This is a genomic window from Variovorax sp. GW822-FHT04A09 (assembly GCF_058801005.1).
In genome coordinates this window covers 1,426,621-1,449,650 of sequence record NZ_JBXAMV010000001.1, presented here as the reverse complement: position 1 = coordinate 1,449,650, position 23,030 = coordinate 1,426,621, and the positions used below count along the sequence as shown (strand labels likewise).

Annotated in this window: 18 protein-coding genes; 8 read left to right on the top strand and 10 right to left on the bottom strand. The window is 69.8% G+C overall.

Annotated elements, in window-relative coordinates; translation table 11 throughout:
* Positions 1-2: 2 nt before the first annotated feature.
* Positions 3-1,526, bottom strand: coding sequence for an MFS transporter (locus AC1RLW_RS06560; protein WP_493192519.1), 1,524 nt, complete (start codon positions 1,524-1,526; stop codon positions 3-5).
* On the bottom strand, positions 1,523-2,098 hold the full coding sequence (locus AC1RLW_RS06555) for a GNAT family N-acetyltransferase (RefSeq protein ID WP_493192518.1): 576 nt from the start codon (positions 2,096-2,098) through the stop codon (positions 1,523-1,525). The genes AC1RLW_RS06560 and AC1RLW_RS06555 overlap by 4 nt, the downstream gene beginning before the upstream one ends.
* 75 nt (positions 2,099-2,173) lie before the next feature.
* Here AC1RLW_RS06555 and AC1RLW_RS06550 point away from each other — a divergent pair, with 75 nt between their 5' ends.
* Positions 2,174-3,052, top strand: a complete 879-nt coding sequence (locus tag AC1RLW_RS06550) for a LysR family transcriptional regulator (RefSeq protein ID WP_070060373.1) — start codon at positions 2,174-2,176, stop codon at positions 3,050-3,052.
* Between the two features lie 6 nt (positions 3,053-3,058).
* On the opposite strand, the gene AC1RLW_RS06545 is transcribed toward AC1RLW_RS06550, so the two are convergent.
* Positions 3,059-4,228, bottom strand: a complete 1,170-nt coding sequence (locus AC1RLW_RS06545; protein ID WP_159272104.1) for an ABC transporter substrate-binding protein — start codon at positions 4,226-4,228, stop codon at positions 3,059-3,061.
* Positions 4,229-4,312: 84 nt separating this feature from the next.
* Here AC1RLW_RS06545 and AC1RLW_RS06540 point away from each other — a divergent pair, with 84 nt between their 5' ends.
* Positions 4,313-4,876 (top strand): energy transducer TonB, encoded by a 564-nt coding sequence (locus tag AC1RLW_RS06540; protein ID WP_493192517.1) that lies wholly within the window; start codon positions 4,313-4,315, stop codon positions 4,874-4,876.
* Positions 4,877-4,897: 21 nt separating this feature from the next.
* Here AC1RLW_RS06540 and trmB read toward each other — a convergent pair whose 3' ends face one another.
* The 4 genes from trmB to AC1RLW_RS06520 all read right to left on the bottom strand — a co-directional run bounded on the left by trmB (position 4,898) and on the right by AC1RLW_RS06520 (position 8,755).
* The gene (gene trmB / locus AC1RLW_RS06535) at positions 4,898-5,671 is read right to left on the bottom strand and encodes a tRNA (guanosine(46)-N7)-methyltransferase TrmB (protein WP_062478378.1); all 774 of its coding nucleotides are present in this window, start codon (positions 5,669-5,671) and stop codon (positions 4,898-4,900) included.
* Positions 5,668-6,573, bottom strand: a complete 906-nt coding sequence (gene gluQRS, locus AC1RLW_RS06530) for a tRNA glutamyl-Q(34) synthetase GluQRS (RefSeq protein ID WP_493192516.1) — start codon at positions 6,571-6,573, stop codon at positions 5,668-5,670. The genes trmB and gluQRS overlap by 4 nt, the downstream gene beginning before the upstream one ends.
* 15 nt (positions 6,574-6,588) lie before the next feature.
* Complete coding sequence (locus AC1RLW_RS06525) at positions 6,589-7,671, bottom strand: NAD(P)/FAD-dependent oxidoreductase (RefSeq protein ID WP_493192515.1); 1,083 nt, start codon at positions 7,669-7,671, stop codon at positions 6,589-6,591.
* A gap of 130 nt (positions 7,672-7,801) precedes the next feature.
* Entirely contained in the window at positions 7,802-8,755 is a 954-nt protein-coding gene (locus AC1RLW_RS06520) for a LysR family transcriptional regulator (RefSeq protein WP_095947849.1), read from the bottom strand.
* A 163-nt stretch (positions 8,756-8,918) separates the two neighbouring features.
* Between AC1RLW_RS06520 and AC1RLW_RS06515 the strand changes: the two genes are divergently transcribed.
* From AC1RLW_RS06515 to AC1RLW_RS06500, 4 genes are all read left to right on the top strand, one after another.
* On the top strand, positions 8,919-9,620 hold the full coding sequence (locus AC1RLW_RS06515; protein ID WP_492685477.1) for a pirin family protein: 702 nt from the start codon (positions 8,919-8,921) through the stop codon (positions 9,618-9,620).
* Between the two features lie 55 nt (positions 9,621-9,675).
* Positions 9,676-10,101, top strand: a complete 426-nt coding sequence (locus AC1RLW_RS06510) for a DoxX family protein (protein ID WP_172438299.1) — start codon at positions 9,676-9,678, stop codon at positions 10,099-10,101.
* Between the two features lie 77 nt (positions 10,102-10,178).
* A complete protein-coding gene (locus tag AC1RLW_RS06505) occupies positions 10,179-10,730 on the top strand; it encodes a flavodoxin family protein (RefSeq protein WP_493192514.1) in 552 nt (183 codons plus the stop codon).
* Between the two features lie 34 nt (positions 10,731-10,764).
* Positions 10,765-11,688 (top strand): pirin family protein, encoded by a 924-nt coding sequence (locus AC1RLW_RS06500; protein ID WP_095745023.1) that lies wholly within the window; start codon positions 10,765-10,767, stop codon positions 11,686-11,688.
* 9 nt (positions 11,689-11,697) lie between these two features.
* On the opposite strand, the gene AC1RLW_RS06495 is transcribed toward AC1RLW_RS06500, so the two are convergent.
* On the bottom strand, positions 11,698-12,483 hold the full coding sequence (locus tag AC1RLW_RS06495) for a sulfurtransferase (RefSeq protein ID WP_062481623.1): 786 nt from the start codon (positions 12,481-12,483) through the stop codon (positions 11,698-11,700).
* Positions 12,484-12,544: 61 nt separating this feature from the next.
* On the opposite strand from AC1RLW_RS06495, the gene dnaE reads away from it, so the two are divergent.
* Both dnaE and AC1RLW_RS06485 read left to right on the top strand, forming a co-directional pair.
* Positions 12,545-16,063 (top strand): DNA polymerase III subunit alpha, encoded by a 3,519-nt coding sequence (dnaE, locus tag AC1RLW_RS06490; protein WP_493192513.1) that lies wholly within the window; start codon positions 12,545-12,547, stop codon positions 16,061-16,063.
* 95 nt (positions 16,064-16,158) lie between these two features.
* The gene (locus tag AC1RLW_RS06485; RefSeq protein ID WP_083259096.1) at positions 16,159-16,530 is read left to right on the top strand and encodes a YgiW/YdeI family stress tolerance OB fold protein; all 372 of its coding nucleotides are present in this window, start codon (positions 16,159-16,161) and stop codon (positions 16,528-16,530) included.
* Here AC1RLW_RS06485 and AC1RLW_RS06480 read toward each other — a convergent pair.
* A complete protein-coding gene (locus tag AC1RLW_RS06480; RefSeq protein ID WP_493192512.1) occupies positions 16,514-21,742 on the bottom strand; it encodes an AAA domain-containing protein in 5,229 nt (1,742 codons plus the stop codon). The genes AC1RLW_RS06485 and AC1RLW_RS06480 overlap by 17 nt on opposite strands.
* Positions 21,739-22,977 (bottom strand): SprT-like domain-containing protein, encoded by a 1,239-nt coding sequence (locus AC1RLW_RS06475; RefSeq protein WP_493192511.1) that lies wholly within the window; start codon positions 22,975-22,977, stop codon positions 21,739-21,741. The genes AC1RLW_RS06480 and AC1RLW_RS06475 overlap by 4 nt, the downstream gene beginning before the upstream one ends.
* Between the last annotated feature and the right edge of the window lie 53 nt (positions 22,978-23,030).

Below are 23,030 nucleotides of genomic sequence, written 5' to 3'. Positions count from 1 at the left end.
GGCTACGCGCAGCGCTCGGTGCGCTGCGCAGCCGTCGGGCGGGCCCGCCAGCCGAGGAACGCCACGGCGCAGGCCGCCGCGACCACGATCGCCACGGCCACGCCCATCACCGAGAAGAAGGCCTGGTCGAAGGCCGTGTGCGCGAGTGCCACGAGCTGCGAGGCGATCGGCGCGGGCAGCGTTTCGGCGGCCAGCAGCGCGGCGTCGATGCTGTCGCTGGCCGAAGCCGGTACGGCCAGGCCGTCTGGAATGACCAGCGCGGCGGTGTAGCTCGCCGAGAGCACGCTGCCCAGCAGCGCGATGCCCAGCACGCCGCCGAGTTCGTACGACACCTCTTCGATCGACGCTGCCATGCCGGCGTGTTCCACGGGCGCGTTGTTCATGACCGCGTTGGACGCCGCCGTGATGGTCGCGCCCACGCCCAGCCCCAGCAGCACCAGGATGGCCGGCTTGAGCAGGCCTGCGGCATCGACCGCCAGTGCCAGCGCGCACAGCGCCAGCGCCGTGGTCACGAGGCCGCCCAGGATGACGGGGCGCGAGCCGACGCGTGCCAGCAGCAGGCCCGCGAGCGGCCCCGCCACGAAGGCGGCCAGCGGCAGCGGCAGCAGGGTGAGGCCCGCCTGCAGCGGCGTGAGGCCGACCACGAGCTGCAGCCGCTGGCTGAACACCAGCTCGACACCGATCAGCGCCACCGAGGCCACGATGGCTGCGATCACGCCGCCCGAGAAGTAGGCGTTGCGGAACAGGCGGAAGTCGATCAGCGGCGCGCTGCTGCGCCGCTGGCGCCGCACGAAGAGGGCCATGGCCACCACGGCAAGCACGCCGGTGATGGCGGCTGTCGTGACCGAGGGCGCGAACTTGGTGAGTTCCTTGATGGTCAGCACCAGGAAGACCAGCCCCGCCAGCACCTGCACCGAGCCGATGAAGTCCCACGGGCGCGTGCCGGTGTTCTTCTGCGTCGGCAGCAGCCACAGGGCCAGCACCAGCGCGAGCACCACCACGGGCACGTTGATGAGAAACACAGAACCCCACCAGAAGTATTCGAGCAGCACGCCGCCCACGACCGGCCCGAGCGCCGCGCCGCCCGAGGCCACCGAGGCCCACACGCCGATGGCCACGGCGCGCTCGCGCTCGTCGGTGAACACCAGCCGCAGGATCGCCAGCGTGGCCGGCATCATCATCGACGCGCCCACGCCCAGCAGAGCCCGCGCGGCGATCAGTACGGCCGGGTTCGGCGCGTAGGCCGCGCACAGCGAGGCGATGCCGAACACGGAAAGACCCGCGACGAACATGCGCCGGTAGCCCACGCGGTCGCCCAGCGCGCCCATGCCCAGCAGGAAACCGGAGACGACCACGGTGTAGGCGTTGAGGATCCAGAGCTTCTCGGTGGCCGACGCGGCCAGGTCGTGCGTGAGCGTGGGCAGCGCCGTGTAGAGCACGGTCATGTCGACCACGATCAGCAGCAGCGCCATCGAGACGATGCCGAGCGTGATCCATTTCTTGGCGGTGGGGTTCAAGCCATTCATGGCGTGGCCCTCCGGTCGTGCGACTGTGCGGTGGTGCCGTCCAGTTCCTTGAGCATCGTCACCGAGACCGTCGCGCAGCCGCGTGCGTGGAAGAAGTCGTGTGCACGCGCGTTGCCGATGCCGCTTTCGAGAAAGAGGCGCTGGATGCCGTGGCGTTGCAGCTCGGCGCAGACCCAGTCGAAGAGCCGGCCGCCCAAGCCCAGGCCCTGGAAGCGCGCGTCGACGACGAGGTCGTCGAGCGTCGCGAAGCTGCGGGCGGCGCGGCGGGTGTCGTCGATCGAAACCAGCGCGAAGCCGGCCAGTGCGCCGTCGGTTCGCGCGACGGCCACGCGTGCGGTGGCGGTGGACGGGTCCAGCGCCAGGGTCTCGCGCACTTGCGCCATGAAGACGGCGGGCAGGTCGGCGCGCCATTCGCCGAGGGCCACGGCGCGCTGCTCCTGCAGCTCCGAGTGGGAGATGTAGAAGGGGGAAAGTTGCTGCAGGAACAGGGCGGTCAACGCCTGCGCCTGGGAAGGATCGCTGCACCAGCTCAGTTCGAACGCCGGTGTCGTCTTGTTGTTTGCATTCGTCATGGCGCCATGTTGCGCCATTAAAATGAATGAATAAAGATGAAATCCATCTGATAAATAGATGAGTAGGTGGCCGAAATGGAATGGACCGTCGACCAATTGCGCCAGTTCGTGACGACCGCCGAGTGCGGTTCGTTCTCGGCCGCGGCGCGCCATCTGGGCAAGGCCCAGTCGGCCGTGAGCACCGCCATCGGGCTGCTCGAGGTCGACCTCGGCGTGGCGCTGTTCGACCGCTCGCGCCGCAACGCGCAGCTGTCCGACGCGGGCCGGGTGTTGCTGCTGGAGGCGCGCGAGCTGCTGCGGCAGGCCGAGCAGCTCGACCAGCGCGCCCGCTCGCTGCATGAAGGTGACGAGGCCGCGCTGTCGCTGGCGCTGGACGAAGCCCTGCCGTACACCGCCATCGGCACGCTGATGCGCGAGCTGTCGGTGAAGTTTCCGAGCCTCGAGCTCACGCTCTTGAACGGCACCGCGACCGAGGTGGCCGATTACGTCGAGCAGGAGCGCGCCAGCGTGGCCTTTCACTTCGACCGCGGCCCGGTGCGCGCCAGCTTCGACCAGCGCCACATCGGCAGCGTGCGCCAGGGCGTGTTCGTGGCCAGCGACCATCCGCTGGCCGACGGCCGCACGGTGCGGCGCCAGGACCTGGCGCGGCAACGCCAGCTGCTGATGCATGCGGACGACGTGCACGAGGTGGCCTACAGCCCGCGCGTGTGGCGCTCCGACAGCTTCTACAGCACGGCCGAGATGGTGGCCGACAACCTGGGCTGGGCCGTGCTGCCCATCAACATCGCGCGCTACGAAGGCTTCAGCAAGGCGCTGAAGGAAGTGCCGTGCCCGTCGCTGGCCTTGCCGCGCTTGTCGGTGCGCATGCTGTGGCTGCAGGGGCGTCCGCTCGGCGCGACGGCGCTGTATGTGCAGCAGCGCTTCACCGAGCTGCTGCGCGACAGCGCCGTGTGAGGCGCGTCAGCGGAGCACGCGGCCGTCGGCCGAGATGCTGATCAGGTCGATGCTGCGCACGTTGTCGCGCAGGCCGGGGCGCAGGTTGATGCGGAAGCCGCCCACGTCGTAGTCGGTCATCGCCGTCATCGTGCGCTGCAGGGTGGCGGTGTTGAAGCCGCGGCCCGCGCGGCGCACGGCCTCGCCCGCGGCCTTGGCGGCGATGAAGCCCTCGAGCCCTTCGTACGACGCGGTCTGGTCGGAGTTGTCGACCGCCGCGAGGTACTCCTTGACGATCGGAATGGCCGAGGGGCGCGGCGAGGGCACCACCTGCGAGATCACGATGCCGCCGATGTCCTTGCCCAGCTCGGCGTAGAGCGGGTCGATGCCGACGATCGAGAAGGCCATGAAGTTGCCCGTGTAGCCGCTCTTGCGCAGCTTGCGGATGGCGCCGGCCGTGGTGCCCGAGAGCGACACCAGCACGATGGCCTGGGGTGTCTGCTGCTGCACGGTCTTCAGCGCGGCGTCGAGCTTGTCGGCGCCGGCGGGCACCAGCGCGCTCGCGACCAGCGGCGGCAGCTTGAGTTCGGTGACGGCCTGCTGCACGGCGGCCAGGCCGGCGCGGCCCATGGCGTCGTCGTCGCCCACCAGCGCGATTCGCTGTTGCCCCACGGTGGCGCACTGGCGCACGATCTTGAGGGCCTCGTCGATCATGCCGGGGCGCACATGGAACACGTTCGGATGCTCGGGGCCGCGCAGCGTGTCGGACGCGGCAAAGGGCGCAAAGAGCAGGCTGCCCTGCTGCGTGGCCACCTTGGCGCCGGCCTCGCTGCTGGCGGTGCCGACAAAGCCGAACAGCATGTCGGCCTTGTTCGCGCCCAGCAGCGTGCGGGCGTTGGTGGTGGCGCGCGCGGCGTCGTAGCCGTCGTCCAGTTGCAGCAGCTTCAGCTGCAGGCCGGTGGCGGCGTTGCGTGTGTTGAAGTCGCTCACGGCGAGCCGGCTGCCGGCCGCGAAGGCGTTGCCGATCTCGTTGGCGCTGCCGGTGAGCGGCACCGACTGGCCGAGCAGGACGACGCGGGCCCCGGCGGCGGCCGGGCGTGGCGTCTGTGCCAGCAAGGGACGGGTGATGCCGAGGCCGCTTCCCAGAAGCAGCATTGCGGAGGCTTTTCCCAGCCATGTCCTGCGAGACGCGTTCATTGGCTACCTTTTGCTAACAATAGTAAAAAAGTGTAGCAATTTCGAGGCCAGGGCGGAAGGCGCGGGTGCTCCAGAATTGCCCTGATGAAAACAACTGTGTCCTGGGTTCTGGGAGGGATGTGCGCGGCGCTCGCCGGTTGCGTGGTGCCGCCCCCATCGAAGGTGGTGGAAAAGGCGCTGCCCGCGCCGGAGGTCTTCGTGCCCGTGGCGGCGCCGCAGCCGCCGCAACCGATGATCGAGCCGCCACCCCTGCCGCCGCCATCGACGATCGAGCCGCCACCGCTGCCACTGGCGGGGCCGCCGATGGCCTTGCCGCCGGGGCCGACCCTCATGGCGGCGCCGCGCGCCGATTCGCGCGTTGCGGCGGACGCGGTCGTGACGGAGCCGGTGATCCGCCGGCGCCGCTACCCCAGCTACCCGTCCGCGCTGGTGGAAGAGGGCATCGAGGGCCTGGTGGTCACGGCCTTCTTCGTCGGCGTGGACGGCAAGCCCGAAGACATCCGCGTCGAACGCTCGCCGCACCCGCTGCTGTCGCAAGCGGCGACCGATTCGCTCAAGGGATGGCACTTCGACCCGGCGCGCACGGCGGACGGGCGTGCGGTGCGCGCCCGCATGCGGCTGCCATTCCGCTTCAAGCTCGTCGAGTGAGCGGGGGAAGGTGACGCGCGCTCAGGCGCGTTTTTCGAACACCAGGTCCCACACGCCATGGCCCAGCTTGAGGCCGCGGTTCTCGAACTTCGTGAGCGGGCGGTACGCCGGCTTGGGCGCGTAGCCGGTGTCCGGCGCGGTGTTGCGCAGCAGCGGCTCGGCGCCCAGCACTTCGAGCATCTGCTCGGCGTAGGGCTGCCAGTCGGTGGCGCAGTGGATGTAGCCGCCGGGGCGCAGGTGCTGCGCCAGCTTGGTCACGAACTCGGGCTGGATCAGGCGGCGCTTGTTGTGGCGCTTCTTGTGCCAGGGGTCGGGAAAGAACACGTGCACGCCGGCCAGCGTGCCGGGCTGCAGCATGTGGTCGATCACGTCGACCGCGTCGTGCGCGCAGATGCGGATGTTCGAGATCGACTGCTCGCCGATGCGCTTGAGCAGCGCGCCCACGCCGGGCTCGTGCACTTCGCAGCACAGGAAGTTGGTCTCGGGCAGTACCGTGGCGATGTGGGCTGTGGCCTCGCCCATGCCGAAGCCGATCTCCAGCACCGTCGGGCCCACGCGGCCGCCGAAGGCCGCCGTGAGGTCGAGCCGCTCGGGCGTGTAGGGCACGAGGAACAGCGGGCCCAGCTCGGCGAAGGCGCGGGCCTGGCCGTCGGTGGTGCGGCCGGCGCGCTTCACGAAGCTCTTGAGGCGGCGGTGCAGCGGGTGCGGCTTGCCGTCGGTGGCGTCGTCTTCGGGGGAGGCGGGCAGGTCGTCGCCGGGCGGGAGGTCGTTGGACACGGTGTCGGGAATGTTCATGAGGGCCGCGAATTGTAGAGATCGCGCCATTCGGGCACCCAGCCGGCCAGGGCGGCGGTGCAGTGGCCGGCGGCCGTGGGGCGCAGGCCGAGGGCGCGCGCGGCGGTGTCGAGCGCGGCCAGCGCGGCGTGCGGCGTGGCGGTGTCGATGGCCGTGGCGCCGTTCTGCTTGGAGAGCTTGTCGCCGTCCGCGCCGCGCACCAGCGGCGTGTGCAGGTAGCTCGGCGTGGGCAGGCCGAGCGCCTGCTGCAGCAGGATCTGGCGCGCCGTGTTGTCGGCCAGGTCTTCGCCGCGCACCACGTCGGTCACGCCCTGTTCGGCGTCGTCGACCACCACGGCCAGCTGGTAGGCCCAGGGGCCGTCGGCGCGGCGCAGCACGAAGTCGCCGACCTCGCGCTGCACGTCCTGCTGCTGCGGGCCGAGGCGGCGGTCGTGCCAGTGCAGGTCGCCGGCCGGCATGCGGTGCGCGGCAAAGCGCCAGGCGCGCGCGGGCTTGCCGTGCAGGCCGTCGCGGCAGGTGCCGGGGTAGACGCGCTCGCCGTGGCGCTTGTGCGCATGGCCGAGCCGGGCCAGGGCCAGGTCGATGTCCTTGCGCGAGCAGCCGCAGGGGTAGGTGAGGCCGCGCGCCTGCAGCGCGGCCAGCGCCGCTTCATAGTGCGCGGTGCGCTGCGTCTGCCACTCGGGCGGTTCGTCGGGGAGCAGGGCGCAGTCGGCGAGCTGGCGCAGGATGTGCTCGCCCATGCCGGGCAGGCAGCGCTCGGTGTCGGCGTCCTCGATGCGGACCAGCCAGCGCGCACTGTCGCCGCGCGCACGCACGTCGAGCCAGCTCGCGAGCGCGGCCACCAGCGAGCCGGCGTGCAGCGGGCCGGTGGGCGAGGGGGCGAAGCGGCCGGTGGCCCGCATCCTTTCTTGGAGGACTTAGAGAACGGCCAGGGCCAGCGACAGGCCCGACACGAAACCGTCTTCCACGCGGTGGCCGATGCACCAGTCACCCGCGATGCCGATGCGCGCCTTGGCGTCCCACAGGTGGGTCTGGCCGACGGGCACCTGCGTCTGCGCCTCGGGCCAGCAGCGCGCCTTGGCGTGGCTGGGCGTGGCGTGGATGCCGGTGATCTCCGAGAAGGCGCGCAGCAGCTTGGCCTCGATGCGGGCGGGCGTGTCGCGCAGGTGTTCTTCCGACCATGTGGCGCTGGCCTGCAGGGTCCAGCGCTCGACGCGCTCGCGGCCGGGCTTGGACGATTCGCGCGCCAGCCACGCCACACGGTGGTGGGTGCTGCGCGCCACGTTCCATTGCGGGCCGAGGTGCGACATGTTGGCCTGGTTGGCCTGGGGGAAGGCGATCATCAGCGTCCAGCAGGGCGCGATGCGCACGGGTTCGATCCTGCGGCTCAGCGTGGCCGAGCGGTCGCCGCCGGCGAGCAGCTCGCGGGTGCGCGCGGGCGGCACGGCGAGCAGCACGGCGTCGAAGCCGGAGTACACATGCTGCGAATCGTCGGCGCCGGCGGTGCGCAGCTGCCAGCGGGTGGCGTCGAGCGCGTCGGGCTCGATGCGGGTGACTTGCGTGCCGGTGACGAGCTGCTCGCCCAGCGGCGCGGCCCAGTGGGCCACGAGCGCGTCCATGCCGGGCTGGGCGACCCAGTGCGGCTCCAGCGAGGGCAGCGCCGCCTCGGCCACGCGGCCGTGGGCGTCGAGCACGCGCACGAGGTTGGCGCTCCAGGGGCGGCACAGCGCGGGCGTGGTGGCCAGCACCTGTGCAAAGCGCGGATCGCGCACGGTGAAGTACTGCGCGCCGCTGTCGAAGCGGCCGAAGGCTGTGTCGATGCTCGCCATCCGCCCGCCCGGCGTGGCCTCGCGTTCGAACACCGTGACGCGGTGCCCGGCCTGCATCAGCGTGCGGGCACAGGCCACGCCGGCAATGCCGGCGCCGATCACGGCGAAGTGGCGGGCGGCGGCGGGAGTTCGGTGGCGGTCGGCGGTGGCGCGGGCTTTGGCTTTGGGCATGGCGGACTCTTTTCTTTTGACAGGGTGATGACGGAGGAGGCCGTGCACACTCTACCTCGGTCTGCGCGCGTCCCCGGGCTGGGGGCGACCCTTATGCAGCCGCGTATTGCGGCCGCGCATCGCGTGGCGTTCAGCGGCCCCGGTGCCGTTCGAGCAGCGCCTTGCGCGTGCCCTCGTGCTCGAACTGCGCGAGCCACCATTCGAGCGCGCGCCCCGGCTTGCCCGCGCTACGCACGCGCCACGCGCAGTGCATGGTGCCCAGCGGAGGCTGGCGTTCGGTCTGCAGTTCGACGAGATGGCCGGCCTCGATGTAGGGCCGCGCCATCGGCTCGGGCAAAAAGCCGCCGCCCAGGCCGTGCAGCTGCGCGGCGATCTTGGCCTGCATGCTGGGCACGGTGAGCACGTCCTGCCCGCCGACGAGGTTCACGGTCATGCTCGGCCCGCTGCGCACCGAGTCGGCCGCGGCCACCGCGCGGTGCTGGCGCAGCACCGCGTCGCTCAGCGGCTGCGGCAGGCGCGCGAGCGGATGGTGCGGCGCCACCGCGAACACGAAGCGCAGTTCGCCGATCGGCCGGCTGCGGATGCCGGTGGCGGTGAAGGCCAGGCTCGCGGCATCGAGCACCGCGCCGATGGCCAGGTCGGCCTCGCCGCTGGTCAGCGCCTCGATGGTGCCGAGCAGCGTCTCGTCGCGCAGCTTCAGGCGCGTGGGCGGCTCGAGCGCGAAGAAGGCGGTGCACAGGTCGAGCAGCGGGTCGCGTGCGATCACGCTGTCGACCGCGATGGTCAGCATCGGCTCCCAGCCGGTGGCCACGCGCTTCACGCGGTTGGCCACGGCGTCGATCTCGCCGAGCAGGCGCGCGGCCTCGCGCAGCAGTTCGGCGCCGGCCTCGGTGATGCGGGCCTGGCGTGCGCTGCGGTCGAACAGCAGCACGTCCAGGGCGTCCTCGATCTGGCGCACGCGGTAGCTCAGCGCGCTGGGCACCAGGCCGAGCGCGCGCGCGGCGGCGGCGAAGCTGCCGGTGGTGGCTACCGTCTGCAGCATGGCCAGCGCGTCGGGGGTGAGGACGTCTCGGGCGCTCGTCATGGGGTGGGCTCTATCGTTCAAATAATTTGAATGATGCCATCAAAACCGGGCGTCTTTCAGAGGGGGGTGGAGGTCCAGAATTCTTCTCATCCGCTGCGCATCCGGCGCGGCCCACGACGAAAGCCCCGGCGCCCGAACCGGGTGGGGCAGCAAGGAGTTCGATATGTTGCAAGTGCGTAAATCCCAGGAACGCGGTTATGCCGACCATGGCTGGCTGCGCTCGTTCCACAGCTTTTCCTTCGCGGGGTACTACGATCCGGCCTACATGGGCTTCGGCAACCTGCGGGTGATCAACGAAGACCGCGTGGCGGCGGGCGCCGGCTTCGGCACCCACGGCCACCGGGACATGGAGATCATCAGCTACGTGCTCTCGGGCGAACTCGCGCACAAGGACAGCATGGGCAACATCGAATCCATTCCGCCGGGCGACGTGCAGCGCATGAGCGCCGGCCGTGGCGTGATGCACAGCGAGTTCAACCACAAGGCCGACCAGACGACGCACTTCCTGCAGATCTGGATCGAGCCCAAGGAACGCGGCATCACCCCCGGCTACGAGCAGAAGCAGTTCAGCGACGCCGAAAAGCGCGGCACCCTGCGCCTGGTGGCCTCGCCCGACGGCCGCGACGGCTCGGTGACGGTGAACGCCGACGCGCGCCTGTTCGCCGGCCTGTTCGACGGCAGCGAAACCGCCAGCCTGGCGCTCGACCCGCAACGCAAGAGCTACGTGCACCTGGTGCGCGGCGAGCTCGAAGTCAACGGCCAGAAGCTCGTGGGCGGCGACGCCGCGATGCTCGAAGGCGAATCGCAACTCACGCTCGGCGCCGGCAAGGATGCCGAAGTGCTGGTGTTCGACCTGACGGCCTGAGACGGCGTCTTTTTTCCTGTCCCTTTTGCTTCAACAACCAACGAGGAGTTTCACCATGGCCATTACCACCACAACCACCGCCCCCAACGCCGCCCAGGACACCCTGGCACTCATCGGCCGCGTGCTGCTTGCAGCGCTGTTCGTGCCCGCAGGCTTCGGCAAGCTCATGGGCTTTGCCGGCACCGTGGGGTACATCTCCTCGGTGGGCGCGCCGCTGCCGCAGGTCGCGGCGGTGATCGCGATCGTCGTGGAGCTGGGGCTCGGCCTGCTGCTGCTGGTCGGCTTCAAGACGCGCGTGTCGGCGATCGTGCTGGCGATCTTCACCGTGGCCGCGGCCGTGATGTTCCACAACTACTGGGGCATGCCTGCCGACAAGGCCTTCGTGAACCAGCTGATGTTCTTCAAGAACATCGCGATCGCAGGCGGTCTGCTGGCCTTCGCTGCCTTCGGCGCCGGCCGTTTCAGCATCGATAAAAAGTAAGCTCGCTCCACCCAGGCCGCGCGCACCTCGTGGGCGCGGCCTGCTGACTTCATCGCTTCTTTGAGGAAATCCGCTTCATGGCAAACATCGTCGTTGTCTTCCATTCCGGCTACGGCCACACCCAGCGCGTGGCCCAGGCCGTGGCCGACGGGGCGGGCGCGCAGCTGCTCGCCATCGACGCCGACGGCAGCCTGCCGGCCGGTGGCTGGGAGACGCTGGCCGCGGCCGACGCGATCATCTTCGGCTCGCCGACCTACATGGGCGGCGTCAGCTGGCAGTTCAAGAAATTCGCCGATGCGTCGTCCAAGGTCTGGTACACGCAAGGCTGGAAAGACAAGCTCTTCGCCGGCTTCACCAACAGCGCCACGATGAACGGCGACAAGGTCACGACCATGACCTACCTGTGGACGCTGGCCATGCAGCACAGCGGCATCTGGGTCAGCATGGGCATCCTGCCGACCAACAACAAGGCGGCCACGCGCGACGCGATGAACTACGTCGGCGGCTACGGTGGCCTGCTCACGCAGTCGCCCTCGGACGCGAGCCCGGCCGAGATGCCCAAGGGCGACCTGGAAACCGCGCGCGCCTTCGGCGAGCGCGTGGGCGCGGTGGCAAGATCACGCGCATAACGCCCCACCGAACTTCGCCCACAAGGACACCACGATGACCGACACCATCCCCGAAATCCAATTGCTGCGGCCCCACGACAAGGACCTGGGCGGTGGCTTCAACGTGCGGCGCGTGCTGCCGGCGGCGCAGCGCCGCTCGGTCGGGCCCTTCGTGTTCTTCGACCACTTCGGCCCGGCCACCGAGCAGCCCGGCAACGCGCACGACGTGCGCCCGCACCCGCACATCGGCCTGTCGACGGTCACCTACCTGTTCGAGGGCGCGATGATGCACCGCGACAGCCTCGGCAGCGTGCAGGAGATCCAGCCCGGCGCCATCAACTGGATGACCGCGGGGCGCGGCATCGTGCACTCCGAGCGCAAGCCCGAGCGCCTCTTGGCCGACACTTTCGTGAACCACGGCCTGCAGCTGTGGGCCGCGCTGCCGCAGGCCCATGAAGAGGTCGAACCCAGCTTCGAGCACACGCCGGCCGACGCCATTCCCGAGCTGACGGTGCAGGGCGTGCCGGTGCGCGTGCTGGTGGGCGAGGCCTTCGGCGTGCGCTCGCCGGTGAAGACGCTGGCGCAGACGGTCTACCTCGATATCGCGCTGCCGGCCGGCGGCCGTTTCGAGCTGCCCGCGCTGGCGCCCGAGCTGGCGGTCTACATGGTCGACGGCGATGCGAGCGTGAACGGCGAGCCGGCGCCCGCCCACACGATGGCGGTGCTGCCCGACGGGCAGGGCGCGGTGTTCACTGCCGACGCCGCTGTGCGCCTGATGGTGATCGGCGGCGAGCCGCTGGACGGCCCGCGCTACATCACCTGGAATTTCGTCTCGAGCCGGCGCGAACGCATCCTCGAAGCCGGCGCCGACTGGGCCGCGCAGCGCATGGGCCACGTGCCCGGCGAGACCGAGTTCATTCCGCTGCCGGGCAAGCCCTTCGGCGTGCGCGAGCCCGACACGGGCACGACGCCGGTCTGAAGCTCTTGCCTATTGCTTGATGCCGATGTCCGGGTCTTCCGAGGCCCGGGCGCTGGCGTCGGACGCGCGCGCGCTGAGGTCGGGCGCCAGGGCCCGGCGGCCGTCGAACACGAAGCAGTCGCCGTGGTAGTGCGCGCCGCCGACGTCCTCGAAGTACTTGAGGATGCCGCCTTCGAGCTGCAGCACGTGTTCCACACCTTCCTCGCGCATGAGGATGGCGGCCTTCTCGCAGCGGATGCCGCCGGTGCAGAAGCTCACCACGGTCTTGCCTTCGAAGTCGGCGCGGTGCGCCTTCAATGCGGGCGGGAATTCGGTGAACTTGGTGATGCGCCAGTCGATCGCGCCGTCGAAGGTGCCTTCGTCGACCTCGAAGTCGTTGCGCGTGTCCAGCATCACGATCTCGCGGCCCTCGTCGTCGTGGCCCTGGTCGAGCCAGCGCTTGAGCGTGGGCGCGTCCACGCCGGGCGCGCGGCCGGCGGCGGGCTGGATCGCGGGGTGGTCCATGCGGATGATCTCGCGCTTGAGCTTCACCAGCATGCGCCGGAAGGGCTGCGTGGCCGACCAGCTTTCCTTGGTTTCGAGGTCGGCAAAGCGCGCATCGGCGCGCAGGTCGGCCAGGAAGGCGTGGATGGCCTGCGCCGTCCCCGCCAGAAACAGGTTGATACCTTCGGGCGCCAGCAGGATCGTGCCCATCAGGCCCAGGGCCTGCGCGCGCTCGCGCAGGGTCTCACGCAGCACGGGGCTGTCGTTGATGCCCACGAACTTGTAGGCGGCGATATTCAAAATCTCTTGCACGGGGCGGGATTGTAGGGATCACCGCACCACATCGTGGGGTGGCGCTTCCTACAATCGGCGGATGTTTGTTCACCTGCGTCTGCACACCGAGTTTTCCGTCGTCGATGGCACGAATCGAATCGACGAAGTCATCAAGGCCGCCGCTGCCGACAAGCAGCCCGCGCTGGCCATCACCGACCTGAACAACCTGTTCGGGACGGTCAAGTTCTACAAACAGGGCCGGGGCAAGGGCGTCAAGCCCGTCATCGGCGCTGAAATCTTCATCGACGGGCTGGGCAAGGAGCCCGGCGCGCTGACCCGCCTCATTCTGCTGGTGCAGAACATGGAGGGCTACCTCAACCTGTCGGAGCTGCTGGCCCGCGCCTGGACGCAGAACGTGAGCCGCGGCCAGTCGCAGGCGGCCTGCAAGCTCGAATGGCTGCAGGAGCTGCAGGGCGGTTTGATCGCACTGTCGGGCGCGCAGGCCGGGCCGCTGGGCCAGCCGCTGCTGCAGGGCCAGGAAGAGCGCGCCGCCGAGCTGGCGCTGCAACTGGCGGGCATGTTCCCGCACCGCTTCTACATCGAGCTGCAGCGCGCCGGCCGTCCCGAGGACGAGCCGCACGTGATCGCCGCCGTGAAGCTCGCCGCCCGCCTGAAGCTGCCGGTGGTGGCCACGCACCCGGTGCAGTTCGCCGAACGCCAGGACTACGAGGCGCACGAAGCGCGCGTGTGCATTTCCGAAGGCGAAATCCTCGGCAACCCGCGCCGCGTGCGCAAGTTCACCGAAGAGCAGTACTTCAAGTCGAGCGCCGAGATGCAGGCGCTGTTCGCCGATGTGCCGAGCGCGCTGGCCAACACGGTCGAGATCGCCAAGCGCTGCAATCTCACGCTGGTGCTCGGCAAGCCGCAGCTGCCGGACTTTCCCACGCCCTTCATCAGCGAAGGTGTGCGCATGCCGATCGGCGAGTTCTTCCGTCAGGAGTCGTTCGAGGGCCTGGAGGTGCGGCTCAAGCACCTGTACCCCGACGAAGCCAAGCGCGATGCCGAACGGCCGCGCTACGTGGAGCGCCTGGAGTTCGAGATCAACACGATCCTGAACATGGGCTTCCCCGGCTACTTCCTGATCGTGGGCGACTTCATCAAGTGGGCCAAGGAAAACGGCTGCCCCGTGGGCCCGGGCCGGGGCTCGGGTGCGGGCTCGCTCGTGGCCTACGCGCTGAAGATCACCGACCTCGACCCGCTTGAATACAAGCTGCTGTTCGAACGTTTCCTGAACCCCGAACGCGTCTCGATGCCCGACTTCGACATCGACTTCTGCCAGGGCAACCGGGACCGCGTGATCGACTACGTGAAGGACAAGTACGGCCGCAACGCCGTGAGCCAGATCGCCACCTTCGGCACCATGGCCGCGCGCGCGGCCATCCGCGACGTGGGCCGCGTGCTCGACATGAGCTACATGTTCTGCGACGGCATCAGCAAGCTGATTCCGAACAAGCCGGGCATGTCGGTCACGCTGCAGTACCCGCCCGAAAAGAAGATCGAAGGCGACAAGAACAACTACGCCATCGAGATGGAGCCGCAGCTGGCGGAGCGCATCGAGAAGGAAGAAGAAGTGCGCATGCTGGTCGAGCTCGCGCAGAAGCTCGAAGGCATGACCCGCAACATCGGCATGCACGCCGGCGGCGTGCTCATCGCGCCGGGCAAGCTCACCGACTTCTGCCCGCTGTACCAGCAGCCCGGCAGCGAATCGGCCGTGAGCCAGTACGACAAGGACGACGTCGAAGCCATCGGCCTCGTGAAGTTCGACTTCTTGGGCCTGGCCACGCTCACGATCCTGGAGATCGCGCGCGAGTTCATCATGAAGCGCCACAAGGGCCAGGAGAACTTCGCGTTCGAGAACATCCCGCTGAACGACGGGCCAACCTACCGCCTGTTCTCCGACGGCAAGACCGAGGCCGTGTTCCAGTTCGAATCCCGCGGCATGCAGGGCATGCTGAAGGACGCGCGGCCTACGCGCCTGGAAGACCTGATCGCGCTGAACGCGCTGTACCGTCCGGGCCCGATGGACCTGATTCCCAGCTTCGTGGCGCGCAAGCACGGCCGCGAAGACGTGGAGTACCCGCATCCGGCCGTGGCCGAGATGCTCTCCGAGACCTACGGGATCATGGTCTACCAGGAGCAGGTGATGCAGACCGCGCAGATCCTGGGCGGCTACTCGCTGGGCGGCGCCGACTTGCTGCGCCGCGCGATGGGCAAGAAGAAGCTCGAGGAAATGGCCGAGCACCGCGAGAAGTTCCGCGCGGGCGCCCTGGCCACGCACGGCATCGTGCAGGACAAGGCCGACGAAATCTTCGACTTGATGGAGAAGTTCGCGGGCTACGGCTTCAACAAGTCTCACGCCGCCGCCTACTCGCTGCTGGCGTACCACACGGGCTGGCTCAAGGTCCACTACACGGCCGAGTTCTTCTGCGCGAATATGACCGTGGAAATGGACGACACGGACAAGCTCAAGCTCTTGTTCGAAGACGCCCAGAAGAACTTCAACATCACCTTCGAGCCGCCGGACGTGAACCGCGGCAACTACCGCTTCGAGCCGGTCACCAACCGGATCATCCGCTACGGCCTGGGCGCCGTGAAGGGCACGGGCCAGCTCGCGGTCGAGGCCGTGGTGCGAGCGCGCGAAGAGGGTGGGCCGTTCAAGAGCCTGTACGACTTCTGCGTGCGCATCGACCGCCAGCGCATCAACAAGCGCACGGTCGAGGCGCTCATCAAGGCTGGCGCGTTCGATGCCATCCAGCAGAACCGCGCCTCGCTCATCGCCTCGGTCGACCGCGCCTTCGAGTTCGCCATTGCCACGGCGGCCAACGCCTCGCAGGCCGACATCTTCGGCGACTGCGAACACGGCTCGGCCACGCAAGAACCCGACCTGGTCGACGCCACGCCCTGGGGCGTGAAAGAGCGCCTGACCTTCGAGAAAACGGCGGTCGGCTTCTACCTGTCGGGCCACCTGTTCGACGAGGTCTCGCACGAGGTGCGGCGCTTCTGCAAGCGCGAGATCGGCGACCTGCTCGACAGCCGCGACCCGCAGGTCATTGCCGGCATCGTGAGCGACTTCCGCGTCATCAACGGACAGCGCGGCCGGCTGGCGATCTTCAAGCTCGACGACAAGTCGGAATCCATCGACGCCACGGCCGACGAAGCGCTCATCAACGCCAACCGCAACACGCTGAAGGATGACGAGCTCGTCATCGTGAGCGGCAAGCTGCAGCCCGCGCGCGGTGGCTTCGAGGCGCGCTTCCAGGTGCAGCAGGTGTGGGACCTGGCCTCGGCGCGCTGCCGCTTCGGCAAGTTCCTGCGCGTGGCGGTCAACGGCAAGGTGCCAGAGATCGCGCGCCTCCTGAAAGACTTTCCGGCTCGCACCGAGCAGACCGAGGTCGGCGACCTGGTGCACGGCCTGCCCGTGCGTCTGTCGATGGCGCGGGGCGGGGCGCAGGTCGAGCTGCAATTGGGCGAGCGCGCCAAGTTCTTCCCGACCGATGCGGCGCTCGCGAGCTGGACCGCGCAGGCCGAAGCGGGCAAGGCGCAGGTCATCTACGATTGATCGGGCCGCGCGGCCCCGGGGAACCTCGGGGCCCGCGCGCGGTCCATCAGTCTGTTGCAACCTGGCCTTGGGCCACTCACAGGAGGAATGACCGCATGCATTTCAAGAAGATCCTCAAGACCACCGCGTTGACGTTCGGCGTGGCGCTGCCCATGGCCGCGGCCTGGGCCCAGTACGCCGGCCCGAGCTCGGTGCCGAACCTGACGGTCAAGCAGCTGATCGAGACCGGCCAGGACGACCAGCACGCCACGGTGCGCGGCTTCATCGTTTCGCACGACGGCGGCGAGCACTACACCTTTGCCGACGACACGGGACGCCTGAAGGTCGAGATCGACGCGAAGTACTTCCCGCCGGGCGTGAAGATCGACGACAAGGTGCGCGTCGAGCTCAGCGGCGAGTTCGACAAGGACCGGCTCACCGGCAAGACCGAACTCGACGTCAAGCGCGTCATCACCGTCCTGCGCTGACCCCCGCCTTTTTCCCGAGCGCCTGCTCGACCTGGTCGAGCACGGCCTCGGGGGCGTGCAGCCAGTCCTTGGCCAGCACCTGCATCACCTGCCAGCCGAAAGCGTCGAGGATGCGCGGACGCGAGACGTAGCGCTCCAGCACGTTGTGGCGCGTGCCTTCTTGCGCCGCACCGTCCACGAGGAGGCCCAGCGCATAGTGGCCCTGGCCCGATGCGCGCACCGCGAGGTCGCAGCGAAAACGCGACTGCCCCACCTGTTCGTCCACCGCATGGCCGCGCGCGCGCAGCGCCTGCGCGATCTGCGCTGTGACCTCGTCCGTGCGCGCATGCCGCGCCACGTGGCCGCGCGCCAGCGGGTTCATGCCTTCGAGCACGCGCCGCGCCGTGTCCTCGTCGCCGCGTGACAGGCATTCGGCATAGCGCAGGAAGTTCTTCAGCGCGGCCGCGCCTTCGTTGTGGTCGTTGGTGATCGCCTCGTGGCGGATGGTCGAGACCACCGCCATGTGGTGCTTGGCGCGGCTGAAGATCACGTTCAGCCGCTTCTCGCCGCCGCGCTGGTTGATGGGGCCGAAGTTCATCAGCATGCGGCCCTCGGGGTTGGGGCCGTAGCAGATGCTGAGGATGATGATGTCGCGCTCGTCGCCCTGCACGTTCTCCAGGTTCTTGATGAAGAGGCCGCAGAACTGGTCGTCTTCCTCGCGCACGTACTCGGCCTCCAGCCGTGCCGCGAAGTCGGCATCGACTGCGCCCAGCGCGTTCAGCTCTTCCTCGATCTCGCCCTGTTGCGCCTCGGAGAACGCCACAATGCCCAGGCTGCGCCCGGTCTCGCGCTGGAGCAGCTCGCGCACCAGCTGCGCGATGTGGCGTGCCTCGCCGTCGTTGATGCGGTTCTCGTACACCGCATCGGCCACGCGGTGGAAGCTGATGGCGCGCGAGAGCAGGGCGTCGACCTGCGCCTTCACGGACTCGTCCGTCGGGCTGCGCGACTGCACCACGATCTCGCCGCGTTCGGGCGCGGGCAGGCTGCGGTCGGGAATGGTGTACAGGTTGCCCGCGTAGAAGGCCGCGTTCGAAAAACCGATGAGCGATTCGTAGCGACTGCGGTAGTGCCAGGCCAGCAGCGTGGCCGGCAGGTTGCGCGCGCCCTGGTTCAGCAGGCTGTCGGCGTCGAGCACGACGGCGATGCGTTCGCCTTCCTCGCCGCTTTCTGCATCGTCGCCTGCCACCGACACGGTGTCTTCCTCGGCGTCGCGGCCCGACGAGAAGAAGCTCGTCGGCGGCAGCTGCATCTCGTCGCCCACCACGATGATCTGCGGCGCGCGGTACAGCGCGGGCACGGCTTCCTCGACCGGGATCTGGCTGGCCTCGTCGAAGATCACCACGTCGAACAGGTCGGCCGCGAGCGGCAGCGTGTCGGACACCGACAGCGGGCTCATGAGCCAGATGGGCTTCATGTCGCGCACTACGCGGCCGGTGTCGCCACTGGCCAGTTCGCGGATCGCCTTGTAGCGCATGGTCTTGCCGAACTCGTGCTCGAGTTCGCGGCGGCCGGCGTTGTAGCTCTTCTTGAAGACCTTGCCGTCGGCGTCGAGCTGGCTGGCGGGCAGGGCGCTCTTTTGCACATGGTCGCGGAAGCGCTGGCGCACCGCGGCGGCGAGCGTGCGTGCGTTGCGTTCGAGCAGCTTGCGTTCGCCTTCGCCCAGGCGCTGTGCGTGGCGCGCGAGTGTGGCGCCGTCGAAGCGCGGCAGCCAGCGTTCGGTGCGGTACACGCGCTCCAGCCCTTCGCGCGCGACGGCGTACTCGATGGCCTCGGGCGGTAGCGGCAGCGTGCGCAGCGCGGCGGCCACGGCCGGGTCGGCGTCGGCCAGTTCCTGCAGCGGCTGGAGCACCGACGGCAGCGCGTCGGCCTGGTCGCGCAATGTGCGGGCCAGCGCGTCGAGCGCATCCAGCGGTTGTGCGCCAGCGTCGTGTAGCAGGTCGTGCCAGAGGGCGTCGAGCGTGTCGACGCGCGGCGCGGCGGCGACGAGCTGCTCGACGCTGCGGCGGCCCGCGTCGGTGCGCAGGTGGACCTGGAACGCCGCGCGCAGGCCGGCGCCGGCGTCGATGCCGCGCATCGCCTGCAGCTGCTGCGCGAAGGCCTCGGCGTCGGTGCAGCCGTAGTCGGCTTCGAGGCGCGCCGCCTGCTGGTCGAGCGCGGTGCGCGCGGCCTGTTCGGCGCGCAGGTCTTCGAGGATCTGGCTGGGCTGCGGACGCACGGCATGGGCGGCGAAGTCATAGCGGCGCTTGAGTTCGCCCGACAGGCGCCACCACGAGGGCTGCAGCCAGCGCAGCAGCGAGCCTTGCTGCGTGCGGGCCTGCGCCAGCGCGGCGTCGGTGTCGCCGGGCGAGAGCTTGTCGCGCCAGTGGGCGGTGCGCTGCAGCTGCGCGTCGAGCGCCTGCTGCAGCGTGCGTCTTTCGTTCAGGGCGGTGCCGAGCGCGAGGCTGCTCGGGTGCGCCGCATCGAGCAGCGCCAGCTGGCCACGTGCGGCCAGCGCGGCGACGCTGCGCGCATCGGCCACCACGGCCAGCGCATCGCGCCACAGCACGCCGGCCTCGGCCAGCGGCGGCCAGGCATCGACCAGCGCATCGCGGCAGGGGGCGCTCAGGTCGATGGCGCGTTCGCTGCGTTCGACCAGCCGCGCCAGCGGTTTTTCCTGCGCCAGCAGCGAGGGCGCGAGCTGCGCGAACACATGCTGTGCGAAGCTGGGCGCGCCCAGGCTTTCGGTCACGGCCAGGTGCAGGCGCGACACCAGCTCCGCATGCCGGCGCCAGGCCGCGAAGGCGGGCAATGCTTCGGCCTGCAGCGGCGTGAGCGACGGGTCGCCGGCCTTGAGCGCCACCAGCCGCGAGAGCAGCTCGCGCAGTGTCACGGCGATGTGTTCGGGCACGTCGTGCATGGCGGCGTCGAAGCGCTCGAGCGCGCGCAGGTCGAGGTCCATCGCGTCGAGCACCTGGGTGCGCTCGGTGCTTTCCTGCGCCAGCGTGCCGGGCGCCTCGAGCCACAGCTCGTAGGTCTTGCGCAGGTTCTGCACGAAGGCCTTCTTGTCGCCCTGGGAGTCGTGGATCATGCAGCACAGCTCGTCCAGCCCCTGCTGGCGCAGGCGGTGGAACACGACGTCGATGGCGGCGCGCTTCTCGCAGACGAAGAGCACACGCTGGCCGCGGCCCACGTAGTCGGCGATCAGGTTGGTGATGGTCTGCGACTTCCCCGTGCCCGGCGGGCCCTGGATGATGTAGCTGGTGCCGGTGCGCGCCAGCGCCACCGCGGCGGTCTGCGTGGCGTCGGCCTGCACCACGGGCCACTGGTCGGCCAGCGGCAGAGCGGGCGGCGTCTCGCCGTCGACGCGGCGCGGCTGCAGCGAGAACACGCGGTCGAAGGCCTCGCTTGCCAGGTCGGATTCGGCCAGCCCCGAGTAGTCGCGCACCAGCGACATCTTGCGGTGGTTGAAGTTGCCCAGCGTCACGGCCGTGAGGTCGATGTCCCACTGGTAGGGGTTGCCGCTGCTCTCGCGCAGCGCGAAGGTCTTGCGCTCGGTGTCGCTGGTGTCGGTCGTGGCCGTGGCCGCCATCTGCGGCACGCGCGGCTGCGGCGCGCCGCCGATGGCCTCGCGCACCGGCAGCGGCACGGGGCGCACGCGCGCATGGAACAGCTGCAGCCCGCGCGGGCGGAAATCGTCCTGCGCGTAGCTGAAGTCTTGCGCGGCCACCGGCACCGCCGAGGGCGAGCGCACGCGGGTGCGGCGCTTGAACTGTTCGAGCCGCTGGCGCGCGCGCTGGTGCATCACGGCGATCTCGGGCTGCTTCACGAGCCGCAGCTGCACGCCGGGCTCGCTCTGCGCGATCTGCGCCGACAGCTGGGCGTGGAACTGTTCGAGCGAGGTCTCGCGCAGGTCCACCGTCTCGGGCAGCGCGATGCCGTAGAGCTGGCGCAGGTGGTGGCGCAGCGTGGGGTTCACCTGCGCCTCGCTGGCCGAGGCTTCGAGCAGGTACTGGTCGCGCACGCCTTTCTTGCGCGTGAGCTCCACCGGCAGCATCAAGAGCGGCGAGGCGATGCGCTCGGCGCGTTCGGCCTCGCCCTCCTTGAGGTTGTGCCAGCGCAGGAAGGCGATCACCAGCGACAGCTGAGAGAAGCCGTACTCGGCCCGGTCGCGCCGTGCCTCCTGCAGGATGCGGTCGAGCGCGCCGGGCAGGTAGGGTTGGTCTTCGAAGCGCAGCCAGCGCGCCAGTGGCACGGGGTCGCAGCTGGCGATGTCGGTGGCAAAGCGGCCGTCCCACACGCACAGCTGGTCGGTGCGGATGCTGTTGAGGTCGACCACCAGCGGCACGCTGGCGACGGTGAGGTTCACATGCGCCTGCGTCGGCTTGAAGTACAGCAGGCGGTTGCGCCGCGAGAGGTCGAACAGGCGGTCGCGCAGGTGCAGCTGGATCGCCTGGCGGCGCTGGCCTGCGCCGTCCCTTGCCGGCGCGATGCGGTCCAGCCCGAGGTCGACGGGCTGGTCGCGGTAGGTCTCGAGGCGGCGGATGACCGAGGGCAGGTCGCGCGCACGTTCGTGGCGGTCGAGCGCGGTCATCTCGAAGATCACGGCGGCCACCACCGGGTGCAGCCGGCGGTTCAGCTCGAACAGGTTGCCGCGGTGCGTGGCGAAGCGGGTCAGGTCGTCGCCATCGGTGAAGTCGAGCCCGCAGGACAGGCTGGCCAGCACCTGGCCCAGGCACAGGATGTCGCCGAGCGCGTCGTGGTGGCCCAGGCGCAGCTCCCACGCGGCGTAGCCGGGCAGGTAGACGGGGCGCGTGGGCACGGTGTCGGGGCCGGCCTCGGGCATCACCGCGAGGTTCTCGAGCGCGACGCCGGCGTCGGCATCGACGGTCAGGCGCGTTTCGCCGACCACGCGCAGCACGGAGGCGGCGGGTTGTTCGAGCGGCGCGATGGCCTCGGGGTGGCGGCGCGGCGCGGTGCCGTCGGGCTGGGCCAGTGCCAGCGCGGGTTCGGCGGGCGCGTCGGTCACGCGGTAGGCAAAAGCGCTGCCGAGCGCGGCGACGTGGCCGAGTTCGTGCAGGGCCGAGACCTCGCGCAGCAGCGGCAGCACGAGCTTGAGCACGTCGTCGGTCTGCAGGCCGCCGTGGGCCTCGGCGGTGGCGAGCAGTTGCAGGAGCGGGGCGGGAGCGAGGGTCATGCGGCGGCGGCCTGCGAAGAAGATGTGGCGGCCCTGTCGAGCAGGGCGGCGGCGTCGCGTTTGACGCGGGTGAAGTTGCGCTTGGACAGACCCAGGTCCTTCAGCACGCGCTGTTCGAAGGGCGTGTCGCAGCCGAGCGCATCGGCCAGGCCCAGCGCGGCGGCGAGGGTGACGTCGTCCATCTCGGGATCGGCGGCGACGAAGTCGACCAGCACGCTGGCCAGGTAGTCGTGCAGGCCGGTGGGCGCGGGTTCGGGCGGGGGCATGGCCGAGGTGGGCGGCGTGAAGTCGGGGAAGAAGCGGCGTGCATGCGCCAGCAGCGAGTCCGACTGCAGCACGGACCGCTGCAGCAGCTGCGCCAGGGTGCCGCGCGTGAGCGCGCTCACGCGCTGCTGGCCGAGCATGTCGAGCGTGCCCAGGTCGAGCGGGCCTTCGAGCGCGGCGGCCAGCCATTCGTCGGCGTCGTGTTCGCGGCCGGCCCACAGGCGCAGCGCGCGGGCGCGCACGAACACCTCGGGGTGGCTCACGCCGCGCGTCTGCAGCGCCTTGTTGTTGGGGTCTGCGCAGATTTCCTCGGCCTGCGCCAGGTAGCTCGCCACGTTGACCTGCGTGAGGCCCGTCTCGATCTTGATGAGCGCGCTCACGGCGGGCTCGAGCGCGCCGCAGGCCACGCAGCCGCCGCGGTCGGCAAAAGCCTCGGTGTACAGCGCATGGCGCCGCGCGGCCTGCAGGTGGCTCGCGTCGGCGCGCGGGTCGGCCGCCGTGGCGTGCAGCAGGCGGTCGACGACGTGGTGCTTGCCGCCGTCGCGCTCCCACAGCAGGTAGTGCGCCAGCTCGTGGCCGAGCACGGCCTGGCGCTCGGGCGACTGCAGCTTTTCGAGCAGCGGGCCCGAGAGCACGATGTGCGCCTCGCCCGGCACGACGTAGATCGCGGCGTTCATGGCCGCGCCGTCGCCGGACGGGGCCTGGTAGAGCGTGATGCGTGCCGTGACGCCCAGGCGCTGCGCGGCCAGCGTGGCGTCGGCATGCAGGTCGGGGTGCGCGTCGGCGTCGAGGCGGTAGGCGCTGCGCAGCAATTCGGCACGCATGGCGGCCGTGTGTTCTTCGCGCGCTTCGGCCGAAGCGGCCCAGCGCCAAGCCTCGGGTTCGTTCGCCTGGAGGTGGGCGGCCAGTGCCTGCTGGTAGGGCAGCGGCGTCAGGTCTTGGAGGCGAACGGCAGGGAAAGAGTCGACCATGTCAGGAGCGCCAGCAACAATGAGTTGCCGACGATCCTAAACGAGCGGGTGGT

Coding starts and splice junctions, on each gene's coding strand:
- AC1RLW_RS06500 (WP_095745023.1), top strand. CDS start 10,765: ATGACCGACACCATCCCCGAAATCCAATTGCTGCGGCCCCACGACAAG.
- AC1RLW_RS06510 (WP_172438299.1), top strand. CDS start 9,676: ATGGCCATTACCACCACAACCACCGCCCCCAACGCCGCCCAGGACACC.
- gluQRS (WP_493192516.1), bottom strand. CDS start 6,573: ATGCGGGCCACCGGCCGCTTCGCCCCCTCGCCCACCGGCCCGCTGCAC.
- AC1RLW_RS06505 (WP_493192514.1), top strand. CDS start 10,179: ATGGCAAACATCGTCGTTGTCTTCCATTCCGGCTACGGCCACACCCAG.
- AC1RLW_RS06485 (WP_083259096.1), top strand. CDS start 16,159: ATGCATTTCAAGAAGATCCTCAAGACCACCGCGTTGACGTTCGGCGTG.
- trmB (WP_062478378.1), bottom strand. CDS start 5,671: ATGAACATTCCCGACACCGTGTCCAACGACCTCCCGCCCGGCGACGAC.
- AC1RLW_RS06520 (WP_095947849.1), bottom strand. CDS start 8,755: ATGACGAGCGCCCGAGACGTCCTCACCCCCGACGCGCTGGCCATGCTG.
- AC1RLW_RS06525 (WP_493192515.1), bottom strand. CDS start 7,671: ATGCCCAAAGCCAAAGCCCGCGCCACCGCCGACCGCCACCGAACTCCC.
- AC1RLW_RS06555 (WP_493192518.1), bottom strand. CDS start 2,098: ATGACGAATGCAAACAACAAGACGACACCGGCGTTCGAACTGAGCTGG.
- dnaE (WP_493192513.1), top strand. CDS start 12,545: ATGTTTGTTCACCTGCGTCTGCACACCGAGTTTTCCGTCGTCGATGGC.
- AC1RLW_RS06545 (WP_159272104.1), bottom strand. CDS start 4,228: ATGAACGCGTCTCGCAGGACATGGCTGGGAAAAGCCTCCGCAATGCTG.
- AC1RLW_RS06515 (WP_492685477.1), top strand. CDS start 8,919: ATGTTGCAAGTGCGTAAATCCCAGGAACGCGGTTATGCCGACCATGGC.
- AC1RLW_RS06480 (WP_493192512.1), bottom strand. CDS start 21,742: ATGACCCTCGCTCCCGCCCCGCTCCTGCAACTGCTCGCCACCGCCGAG.
- AC1RLW_RS06550 (WP_070060373.1), top strand. CDS start 2,174: ATGGAATGGACCGTCGACCAATTGCGCCAGTTCGTGACGACCGCCGAG.
- AC1RLW_RS06560 (WP_493192519.1), bottom strand. CDS start 1,526: ATGAATGGCTTGAACCCCACCGCCAAGAAATGGATCACGCTCGGCATC.
- AC1RLW_RS06475 (WP_493192511.1), bottom strand. CDS start 22,977: ATGGTCGACTCTTTCCCTGCCGTTCGCCTCCAAGACCTGACGCCGCTG.
- AC1RLW_RS06540 (WP_493192517.1), top strand. CDS start 4,313: ATGAAAACAACTGTGTCCTGGGTTCTGGGAGGGATGTGCGCGGCGCTC.